The organism is Actinocrinis puniceicyclus (assembly GCF_018283645.1).
Classification (GTDB): domain Bacteria; phylum Actinomycetota; class Actinomycetes; order Streptomycetales; family Catenulisporaceae; genus Actinocrinis; species Actinocrinis puniceicyclus.
The window spans coordinates 1-9,604 of record NZ_JAGSXH010000166.1; the positions used below are offsets into that span (position 1 = coordinate 1).

A 9,604-nucleotide genomic window follows, 5' to 3' on the forward strand; every position below is an offset into this window, starting at 1 on the left:
GGTTCGTACAGCGTGAGCGGCTCGAGCGTGACAGTCGCGAACGCCTCCTACAACGGCACGCTGGCCGCCGGGGCGTCGACCACCTTCGGTTTCACCGCCAACGGCGCACCCTCCACCCCCGCCCTCACCTGCACCGGCAAGTAGTAAGCCCGCCGCGCGTGCGGACATCTCGCGTGTCCGCACGCGCGCGGCAGGTTCCGGCTGGAGAGCCGCCCGGAGCCAGGGTGAGGAGACCTTCGGATCGCTGCTCACCCTCCCCTCCAAGGACGCAGCTTTTCGGGGTTGCGCACCGCCCAGATGTGCTTGATCCGATCGCCCGCCGTCTCGAACGCGAACACGGTCAGAACGCGGCCGTCCTCCAGCGCCACCAGGCCCGGCAGACCGTTGACCGTGGTCTCGGCGAACGTTCTGCCGGCTGATGCGATGCGGGCGATCTCGGCGTAGGCACGCGCGATCTGCGTCCCGCCCACGATCGGACGCAGGTGGGTGACGGCCAGCCCGCCGCCGTCAGCGGTCGCGGTGGCGTCGGGATCGAGCAACCCGATCAGGGCGTCGATGTCCTTGGCCTCCCACGCCGCCTTGAAATCCCTGACGATGCCGGCCTGCTTGGCGCTCGGACCCACCGGAGCCCGGGATGTGCGGATGCGCCGGCGGGCCGAGGAGGCGAGCTGGCGACAGGCCGCCGGGGTGCGGCCGACGATCTGCGCGACCTCGCCGAAGGGATAGCGGAAGACGTCGTGCAGGACGAACGCGACGCGCTCGGCCGGGGTCATCGAATCGAGGACGACGAGGAACGCCATCGTGACCGACTCGTCGAGGGTGACCCGGTCCACCGGGTCGGTCCCGCCCTCCCCGGAAAGCCCGGTGATCCACGCGGTAGGGTCCGGCAGCGGTTCCGGGATCCATTCGCCGACGTACGTCTCGCGCCTGGCCCTGGCCGAGCCGAGCATGTTGAGGCAGATGCGGCTGGCGACCTTCGTCAACCAGGCACCGGGCGACTCGATGGCCTCCTGTTCGCGCGCGGTCATGGCATACCACCGGGCGTATGTTTCCTGAAGGACGTCCTCGGCGTCGGTCAGCGAACCGAGGAGTCGATAGGCGAGGTTGACCAGCTGACTGCGCTCGCTCATGATCGCGCTCAGGCCCGGATCAGCCCGGTCGTCGCCCGGCCCGAATCGGGTGGTCATCGCTTGCGGTCTCCCTCGCTCGTATCCGCCTCTGACAGATACGACAAGACAGCGGGCCGAGCTGTGAGGTCGGCGCGCCGCCTCACGTTCCGAGCGGCTGCGTTGTCGTACCGGTGAAGACGAGATCACGGCTCAGCGCCGTCGTCCACAACCACAACGTTCGATGCAGTAACGCCCGGCTCGTGGCGCCCCGCGAGACGCAGGACATCATGGCCACCTGAGGAGACACCGATGACCGACACGACCCCGCCCCCGCCTCCGACCGCGTCCCCGAACCCGACCGCGACCGCGGCCGTGTCCTCGACCTCGACCTCGACCTCGACGCAGGCCATGTCATTCGCCGACCCGGCGCCGGCCGAGCGCTTGGAACGGGCGGCCGCCGCGCTGCGCGCCAACGGCTTCGCCGTGGAGATCCTCGACGCGGTCGCGGCCGCGCGCACTCTCGTCAGGCATCTGATACCTGAGGGCTCCAGCGTGTTCACCGGATCCAGCGAGACCCTGCGCCTGTCGGGCATCGACGCCGACATCAACGCCGGCGGCCGGTACGACGCCGTGCGGCCGCGGGTGTTGGCCATCGACCGCGCCACCGGCGCCGACGAGATCAGACGGCTGGTCGCCAGCCCCGACTTCGTCGTGAACAGCGTTGCCGCGGTCACCGAAACCGGCTCGCTCGTCATCGCCTCGGGCAGCGGCAGCCAACTGCCGGCCAACGCCGGCGGCGCCGCCCACGCGATCTGGATCGTCGGCGCGCAGAAGGTGGTGCCGGACCTGAGCACCGCGCTGCGCCGGATCGAAGAGCACGCCCTCCCTCTGGAGACCGCGCGCGCCCAGGCGGTATACGGGATGCCCAGCGCCGTGAACCACCTACTCGTCCTCAATGCGGAATCCCGGCCCGGGCGCGGAACCGTCCTGCTGCTGCGCGAGGCCATCGGCTACTGACTCCCAGGCGACCGAACCAGCCGGTCGCCCTCGCCGTGTGCCGGCACTGTCTCATTTCCCGGCCCGGCTGCTTGCGTGCCGGCCGCCTCAGTCCTGGACCTTGCCGCCGGTGATCCGGGAGATGACGAGGGCGACCAGGATGATCGTGCCGTTGAGGGCGCCGATCCACTGCGCCGGAACCCCGCCCAGCGTGAGCACGTTCTGGATGAGGAAGAGCAGCAGGATGCCGGTGAAGGCGCCGAACATGCTGCCCTTGCCGCCGTTCAGGCTGATGCCTCCGATCACGGCGGCCGCGAAGACCGTGAAGATGTCGCCGTTGCCCTGCGCGGAGGCCACCGAGGCCAGCCGCCCCGAGAGCATCAGGCCACTGAGCGCGGCCAGGGTGCTCGCGGTGATCATCACCGTCCACAGCACCCGGTCGGTGCGGATGCCGGCGGCCTTGGCGGCGTCCACGTTGCCGCCGATCGCGTACAGGGAGCGGCCGAAGCTGGTGTAGCTGAGCGCCACTATCCCGATCGCGAACAGGATCAGGGTGACCCAGACCGAGGCCGGCATGCCCAGCCACTGCGCCGTGCCGATGTAGAGCATCGAGCCGGTCAGGTTGAAGAAGGTCTGCCCGCCGGAGATGCCGGTGAGCAGTCCGCGCAGCACGATCAGCATGCCGAGCGTGACGATGAACCCGTTGAGCCCGAAGCGGATGATCAGCAGCGCGTTGACGATGCCGACGGCCAGGCCCACCGCGAGCGTGACGGGCACCGCCCAGGTGCCCGGCAGCAGGCCGAGCCCGTGCCCGGCGCCCTTCGGCACCGTGAGCCAGGCCGCGATGCCGGGAGCCAGGCCCACGGTGGACTCCAGCGACAGGTCCATCTTCTTCACGATCAGCACCAGCGTCTCGGCCAGCACCAGGACCGCCATCTCGGACATGGTCTGCAGGACGTTGATGAGGTTGTCGGTCTGCAGGAAGACCGGGCTGACGATCTGGCCGACGATCGCGATCGCGATGACGGCGGGTATCAGGGCCAGATCACGCAGCCGGGCGATGGCGATGCGCCGGCGCGGCCCGGCGTCCGGCGCATCGGCGTCCGGGGCGTTCGCCGCCGTGGTCCGCGGCGCGCTCTCAGACGTGGTCTCGGACATCCAGATCCACTCCTTCCATCGCGGCGACCAGGGCGTGGTCGTGCCAGCCGCGTGCCATCTCGGCGACCAGCCGGCCCTGGAAGAGCACCAGAACCCGGTCGCACATGCGCAGGTCGTCCAGTTCGTCGGAGGCGATGAGCACCCCGGTTCCGCCCGCGGCGGTCTGCTCGACCTTGTCGAGCAGGAATTCCTTGGATCGCACGTCCACCCCGGCGGTCGGGCTGATCAGCACCAGCACCCGGGGGTCGTTGGCCAGCGCGCGCGCCATGACCACCTTCTGCTGGTTGCCTCCCGACAGACCGGAGACGTGCAGATCCGGTCCCGGCGCCTTGATGGCGAGGTTCTCGATCATCGTGCGGGCGATCGTGTCGCGCCGCCGATGGTTGATGAAGCCGTGCGCGCCGAGCCGCCCGGGGACGGTGAGCGTGCCGTTGTCGGCGATGGACATCCCCGGCACGTAGCCCTGAAGGTGGCGGTCCTGCGGCACGAAACCTACGCCTGCGGCCAGCGCGTCCGGCACGCTGCCCGGCTTCGGCCCGCGCCCGGCGATACGCACCCGGCCCGAGTCCGCGGCGCGCAGGCCAGCGACCGTCTCGGCCAGTTCGGTGCGGCCGCTGCCGGCCGCACCGGCCAGGCCGACGATCTCCCCCGCGCGCACCGTGAACGACACATTTTCGTAGGCCCCTGACAACGACAGGTCCGTCACGGCCAGGGTCTCGGCCGCGCCGCCCGCGTCCGCGGCGCGCCGGTGCCCGGCGCGCGCGAGGGCCGCCTCGCCGGTCATGGCCGCCACCAGGTCGGCGCGCGCCAACTGCCGCACCGGCGCGGTCAGCACGTAGCGCGCGTCCCGGAACACCGTCACCGTGTCGCAGATCTCGTAGATCTCCTCCAGATGGTGGCTGATGTACAGGAAGGTCACGCCCTGTCCCTGCAGCTCGCGCATCCGCTGGAACAGCCGGGCGATCGCCGCGCCGTCGAGCTGCGCGGTCGGCTCGTCGAGGACGATGAAGCGCGCGCCGAACGACAGCGCCCTGGCTATCTCCACGAACTGGCGCTGCTCGACCGAGAGCTGCGCGGCCGGTACCGCGGCGTCGACGTCCACGGACCAGGTCGCCAGCAGCTCGCGGGCCTGGCGGCGCACGGCCGGCCAGCTGATCAGGCCGGCCCGGCCGCGCGCGTGGCGGTGCAGGAACAGGTTCTCCGCGACGGTCAGCTGCGGGATGATCGTCGACTTCTGATAGACGCAGGCGACGCGCCGGCGCCAGCCCTCGCGGTCGGCCAGGCGAGGCGCCGGCGACCCGTCGAAGCGCACGGCGCCCTCGTCCGGAGCCTGAAGCCCGGTGAGGATCGAGACCAGCGTCGACTTACCGGCGCCGTTGCGCCCGACGAGGGCGTGCGTCTCGCCCGGCTGGACCGCCAGGCGCGCCTCGCGCAGCGCCACCGTCGAGCCGAACCGCTTGGTGATGCCCGTCGCCTCGGCGACCGGCGGGGCAGTACTCATCTCACACCGCGTTCCGTCGTGTGCAGTGCCGGCCGCCCTCGGTCAGCTCAGGTGGTTGCCCCAGAGGGACGAATCAGTGTTCTTCAGGCTGGGTATCCCGCCGTACGTGCCGCCGTCCGCGGTCACCAGCGGGGCGGAGAGCTGGTCTTCGAGCAGGCCGGCTCGCACCTGGATGATGGTGCTGTTGTGGTCGGTCGGCCCGGGTTTGAAGCTCTTGCCGGCGATCGCGGCCTTGATGTAGTAGAGCGCGTATTCGGCGTAGAGGTCGGCCGGCTGCGAGACGGTGGCGTCGATCTTGCCGGACGCGATGTCCTTGAGCTCCTGCGGAATGCCGTCGTTGGAGACGACGAAGACGTGCTTGGGGTCGGTCGGCGCGACCAGCAGGCCCTTCTGCTGGAGCAGTTGCAGCGTTCCGGAGAGCGCGAAGCTGGACTCCATGTACACGCCCTTGACGTCAGGGTGCGCGGTGAGGTCGGTCTGCAGCTTCTGCGCGGCGGTGGCGCCGTCCCAGTTGGTGGCCTCGCCGTAGACGGTGATGCCCGGGAAGTTCTGCTTCATGCAGCTGTTGAACGCCTCGGTGCGGTCACGGCCGTTGATCGAGGCCAGGTCGCCCTCAAGCATGACCACCGCGCCCTTGCCGCTCAGCTTGGTACCCAGGAACTCGCACGCCTTCTGCCCGTACGCGCGGTTGTCGGCGCGCACCACCATGTAGACCTCGCCGGTGTCCGGCCGGGTGTCGACCGAGACCACGGGTATCTTCTTGGCGGCCAGTTGGCTGAGGGTCGGCGCGATCGCCGCGGTGTCCTGCGGGGCCATCACGACGCCCTGGACGCCCTCGGCCATGAAGGTCTGCGCGTTGGCGGCCAGCTTCGCGACGTCGTTCTGCGAGTTGGTGGTCTTCAGGCTCAGGCCGAGCTTGCCGGCGAACTGCGGGGTGTACTGGATGAAGGAGTTCCAGAAGTCGGTGTCAGAACGCGGATAGTCCACGCCGACCACGGGGGCGGCGGCGCCGCCCGATCCGGCGGACTTGGTGCTGGAGCACGCGGCGAGCGCGGTGACGCAGAGCGTGCCGGCCGCGGCGGCGGCGAGCCATTGGAGCTTCATTGCTGCCTTCCTCACTGAGCGGTGCGAGCCGTGGACAGGCCCGGAGCGCCGGCGAGCGGGTGCGGACCGCTCACACCATCGCCGTCGACGGACCACACCGGGCCGTCGGGGAAGCGGTGCTCGGCGACCGAGCTCGGGTGGATTCGAGCACTGATTCCAGCGGCGGCCGGCGCCAGGTACCTGCCGCCGCGGACGTGGACCGGATCCGTGAAGTGTTCGTGCAGGTGATCTACGTACTCGATGATGCGGTTCTGCATGGTGCCGCTGACCGCGACGTAGTCGAACATCGCCAGGTGTTGCACCATCTCGCACAGCCCGACCCCGCCCGCGTGCGGGCACACCGGGACGTCGAACTTGGCGGCCAGCAGCAGGATCGCGATGTTCTCGGTGACCCCGGCGGTGCGGCTGGCGTCCAGTTGCAGCACGTCGAGCGCGCCGGCCTGGAGCAGTTGCTTGAACATCACCTGGTTGTGTACGTGTTCGCCGGTAGCGACCTTGATGGGTGCGATGGCGCGGCGGATCGCCGCGTGCCCGAGGATGTCGTCGGGGGAGGTGGGTTCCTCGATCCAGTAGGGGCGGTAGGGCGCGAGCTGAGTCATCCAGTCGATGGCCTGGTCCACCCCCCATGCCTGGTTCGCGTCGACGGCGATGTGCACGTGCTCGCCGACCGCCTCGCGGGCCAGGCGCATGCGCCGCACATCACCGCCGAGGTCCGCGCCGACCTTGAGTTTGATCAGCGGGAATCCGTCCGCGACCGCTTCCTTGGCCAGCCGGACCAGTTTGTCGTCCGAGTAGCCGAGCCAGCCGGGCGTCGTGGTGTATGCGGGGTAGCCGCGCTCCAGCAGCAGCGCGGTGCGTTCGGCCCGGCCGGCTTCGGCGCGCCGCAGGATGGCCAGCGCCTCGGCGCGGGTCAGGGCGTCCTGCAGGTAGCGGAAGTCGACCAGGTCGACGAGTTGATCCGGCGTCAGCTCGGACAGCAGCCGCCACACCGGCTTGCCCTCGCGTCGGCCGTACAGGTCCCAGACCGCGTTGACGATCGCCCCGGCGGCCATGTGGATCGCGCCCTTCTCGGGGCCGAGCCAGCGCAACTGGCTGTCGCCGGTCAGCCGCCGCGAGAAGCCGCCCAGATCCCCGAGCACGTCCGCCACCGGCAGGCCGACCACCAGCGGGGCCAGCGCCCGCACCGCGGCGACCTGCACGTCGTTGCCGCGGCCGACGGTGAATGCGAGCCCGTACCCGGCCGCACCCCCGCTGGTGCGCACGGTGACGTAGGTCGCGGAGTAGTCGGGCTCGGGATTCATGGCGTCAGAGCCGTCGAGCTGGAGCGAGGTGGGGAAGCGGATGTCCGCCACCTCCACCGCTACAATGACCTCCGGTGCGGCAGACATGGGATGTATTTAAGCCGTGGAGCGTGGGGCTGTCTAGAGGGAGGCCCCAATTCATAGGATGTTTCGACGGCCGACCGCCGCGTGCGCCAAGTGACGGGGTGTAAGTTTCCCGCCGGCGGCACCTTGTTCGAACTCTGATGGTTCGCCTGGCGGCCTGCCGGGATTATCCCCTGGCCGCCGCCGCTGCGCCAGGGGCGCGTGGTTCGCCGTGCGCGCGGCCCGTTGCGGCGGTCCCGCGCGGTCATATCTCAGTTGTTCCAAACTGTTGCCGGATGTCGAACGTTCGAATCTCTCCGGGCGCCATCGCGTTTTCCGATCGCCCTCGCATCGCCGGAAACCTGGCCACGCGATCGTGCCCGCCGGAGCGCAGCTGGGCGGTCGAACGAGAATTCCCCGAATTGCCCGCTCACGCTCTCGCGGTGGGTCTTCGAGAGCGCTTGACACCTCACAGCGCGGGGTGCAGCGTCTGTTGTCCGGAACGCCTCGGGCCGCCTCTTCGTCAATCGCCTTGAGAAGCCGGGACGTGAGCGCCGGCATACTCGTCGATCTCGCTCTTCGGCGTCTACGGGCCCCGCGAAAGGACCGCGCCGGGCCCGGCCCGTCATCACCGCATCGACCCTCGTCGGAATCCGCGCGCACGCCTTGATCGGCGACCGCGCCTGCATTGCCAGGGAGAAGGAACGCCGGCATGAGCGATTCCACAGCGCCCCTCGGCCTTCCGCCCACGGCGCGGGGGCCGGGCCCCGGTGCGGGTGGGCCCATGCCGTCACCCGCGCCGAACGAGCTGTTACGCTGCGGCGACGAGGCGTCGGCGAGTGAGGTCCGAGAGATGTCGTTGACCGACAGGGCGATCGACCGTATCCGGGAGCTGATCCTCTCGGGGCAGCTGCCCGCGGGTTCGCGGCTGCCGTCCGAGCCGCGGCTCGCGGCCGAGCTGGGCATCTCCCGAAACCTGGTGCGCGAGGCGGTCAAGGCGCTGGTGCTGGCGCGGGTGCTGGAGATCCGCCGCGGCGACGGCACCTATGTGACCAGCCTGGAGCCGGGGGTGCTGCTGGAGGGGCTGGGTTCCGCGGTCGAACTGCTGCGGGGCGAGACGCTGCTGGAACTGACCGAGGTGCGCCGGCTGTTCGAGCCGGTCGCCACCGGACTGGCCGCGACCCGCATCGGCGGCGCCGCCCTGGCCGAGGTGGCGGACCACCTGGCCGCGATGCGCGAAGCCAAGGACGACGTGGAACTGCTCAACAAGCACGACGCCGCGTTCCACAACACGGTCGTCGCGGCCACCGGCAACGAGACCCTGGCGAGCATTCTGGAAGGCATCTCCAGCCGGACGGTGCGCGTGCGGGTGTGGCGCGGGCTGATCGAGGGCAACGCCGCGGAGCGCACCCTGGCCGAACACGAGGCGATCTATCGGGCCCTGGCCGCCGGGGACGCCGCCTTGGCCCAGGCGGCCGCGCTGGTGCACGTGGCGACGACGGAGAAGTGGCTGCGCAGGCACCTGACCGGGGAGGCGGACGCCGCCGGCGCGCTCGACGCGGCGCCCGGAGCCGCCGGCGCGTGAGGACGCGCGAGACGGCTACTGCCGAAGAGCGGCGCGGTGAGGCGACGGCGAGACAGGCGAGACAGGCGAAACAGCGGCGCTTGAGCCCGCAGCGGCGCGCCTCAGCCGCGCCGGCCGGTCAGTGACGGTTGACCGGTCGGCGCGGCCGCCTGGCCACACGCGGGTCCTGCGCGACCCATGCTCCGCCGACCCGCGTGGGCGTCTGTGCGGGGCGGGCGGCCACCCGCCCCGTCGGTGTCAGCAGGCGGAGTCGGTCCACGACCGGTGATCGGCGAATCTCACGCAAGACGCTCCAAGACGATATGGACGGGTGGGCTGGAAGTGCGCAACAGCGTGCATGTGACCGCTAACATCCGCCGCCGCGACGGGTCGGTCTTGTCGGTGGCGGGACGAGCCTGTCCGGGTGTGTCGCATCGTCTGGTGAAGGTGCCAAGATGATGCGAAAATCTCAAGGGCGGTCGGCGCGATGCGCACCCAAGAGCGAGATCGGTGCGCGCGGTTGTCACCTTTCATCTGCGTGCTTTGACGTATTGCGACGTTAACGGGCGCGTCGCCGAAAAACGGCGAATCAGGAAACTTTCATGTCGATCACCCGTTCGCTCATATCGCCTGCGGGCAAGTCATCCCATCAGTTCGCCCTCCGGACACGCGCCGTGTCTAGACGGGCTTGCGGTGACTGCGCTACAAAGACATCCGATGTGTCCGTGGTTGTGCCGCATCAACATGACATCGCGACGCATCAGGAGGATTTGTGTCTGTTCATCCCAGAGTGCTGCGGTATGCCGCT

General features: G+C 70.0%; 8 protein-coding genes. 3 read left to right on the forward strand and 5 right to left on the reverse strand.

The features are described 5' to 3' along the window. Nucleotides 1-12 precede the first annotated feature (12 nt). Nucleotides 13-144: a cellulose binding domain-containing protein gene (locus KGA66_RS32315; RefSeq protein ID WP_438822079.1), complete on the forward strand. Its 132-nt coding sequence runs from the start codon at nucleotides 13-15 to the stop codon at nucleotides 142-144. A gap of 104 nt (nucleotides 145-248) precedes the next feature. On the opposite strand, the gene sigJ is transcribed toward KGA66_RS32315, so the two are convergent. Further along, entirely contained in the window at nucleotides 249-1,187 is a 939-nt protein-coding gene (sigJ, locus tag KGA66_RS26295; RefSeq protein WP_211471785.1) for an RNA polymerase sigma factor SigJ, read from the reverse strand. Nucleotides 1,188-1,517: 330 nt separating this feature from the next. On the opposite strand from sigJ, the gene KGA66_RS26300 reads away from it, so the two are divergent. Then, nucleotides 1,518-2,126: an LUD domain-containing protein gene (locus tag KGA66_RS26300; RefSeq protein WP_211471799.1), complete on the forward strand. Its 609-nt coding sequence runs from the start codon at nucleotides 1,518-1,520 to the stop codon at nucleotides 2,124-2,126. Nucleotides 2,127-2,213: 87 nt separating this feature from the next. Here KGA66_RS26300 and KGA66_RS26305 read toward each other — a convergent pair whose 3' ends face one another. The 4 genes from KGA66_RS26305 to KGA66_RS26320 are packed head-to-tail and all read right to left on the reverse strand — an operon-like array spanning nucleotide 2,214 to nucleotide 7,256. Next, nucleotides 2,214-3,263 (reverse strand): ABC transporter permease, encoded by a 1,050-nt coding sequence (locus KGA66_RS26305; protein ID WP_211471787.1) that lies wholly within the window; start codon nucleotides 3,261-3,263, stop codon nucleotides 2,214-2,216. Further along, nucleotides 3,244-4,764, reverse strand: coding sequence for a sugar ABC transporter ATP-binding protein (locus tag KGA66_RS26310; protein WP_211471789.1), 1,521 nt, complete (start codon nucleotides 4,762-4,764; stop codon nucleotides 3,244-3,246). The genes KGA66_RS26305 and KGA66_RS26310 overlap by 20 nt, the downstream gene beginning before the upstream one ends. 42 nt (nucleotides 4,765-4,806) lie before the next feature. Beyond that, nucleotides 4,807-5,868, reverse strand: a complete 1,062-nt coding sequence (locus tag KGA66_RS26315) for a sugar ABC transporter substrate-binding protein (protein WP_211471791.1) — start codon at nucleotides 5,866-5,868, stop codon at nucleotides 4,807-4,809. Between the two features lie 11 nt (nucleotides 5,869-5,879). Beyond that, on the reverse strand, nucleotides 5,880-7,256 hold the full coding sequence (locus KGA66_RS26320; RefSeq protein ID WP_211471793.1) for an enolase C-terminal domain-like protein: 1,377 nt from the start codon (nucleotides 7,254-7,256) through the stop codon (nucleotides 5,880-5,882). 829 nt (nucleotides 7,257-8,085) lie between these two features. Here KGA66_RS26320 and KGA66_RS26325 point away from each other — a divergent pair. Next, complete coding sequence (locus KGA66_RS26325) at nucleotides 8,086-8,817, forward strand: FadR/GntR family transcriptional regulator (RefSeq protein ID WP_211471795.1); 732 nt, start codon at nucleotides 8,086-8,088, stop codon at nucleotides 8,815-8,817. The last annotated feature ends 787 nt before the right edge of the window (nucleotides 8,818-9,604 follow it).